At 46.3% G+C, this 833-nt stretch carries 1 protein-coding gene; it reads left to right on the top strand.

What is annotated here, in order from left to right; genetic code table 11:
* Position 1: 1 nt before the first annotated feature.
* A complete protein-coding gene (locus R8O11_RS26445) occupies positions 2-697 on the top strand; it encodes a DUF445 domain-containing protein (RefSeq protein ID WP_318194774.1) in 696 nt (231 codons plus the stop codon).
* The last annotated feature ends 136 nt before the right edge of the window (positions 698-833 follow it).

Here is an 833-nt window from a genome sequence, read left to right as displayed (position 1 = left end):
TTTGCTAACGAATCTGCTCGCCATCGCTTTGATGGGTGCGGGCCATCAATTTCAGAACGACTATCTTTGGTATGCAGGTCTCTTTGCCTTCTCTGGCGCCATCACTAACTGGCTTGCCATCCACATGCTGTTTGAAAAAGTGCCGGGTTTATACGGTTCTGGTGTGATTCCCGCACGGTTTGAAGAATTCAAACTGGCGATCAAAAATTTGATGATGGAACAGTTCTTTACCGAAGCGAACATCGACCGATTCTTGAATAAAGAAATGGCGGGCGGTGTGAACATCGATCTTCAACCTGTGATTGAGAAAGTGGATCTAAACCCAGCCTTTGACTCACTAGTAGAAGTCATTGAGGGCTCCCAGTTTGGCGGCATGCTAGCGATGTTTGGTGGTGCGGAAGCTCTACAGCCGATGCGACAACCTTTCGTCGAAAAGATGCAAGTGTCCATCATCGAACTGAGCAAGAGCGACAGTATTAAAGAAGCTTTGAAAGAGCAGTTTGAATCACCAGCCATGATGGATGAGATTAAGCAGAACATCGAAGGCATCATCGACCAACGCCTTAGCGAGTTAACGCCGGCATTGGTTAAAGAAATGGTGCAAAAAATGATTAAAGAACACCTAGGCTGGCTAGTAGTTTGGGGTGGCGTATTCGGTGGTTTGATTGGTGTTATTAGCACCTTTATCGGCGCATAATCCTTCACTAAACATCGAGAGACCTATCGAAAAAGGAGCCCGTTGGCTCCTTTTTTATGTCCTGTACCACGACAAATGCGTTAGCCTAATAGCTCCGGATTCACACCAAATCCCGTTTTGTGCTCTTCTATCACCA

Source organism: Vibrio sp. 1288 (assembly GCF_033344475.1).
This window is presented reverse-complemented; position numbering and strand designations above follow the sequence as displayed.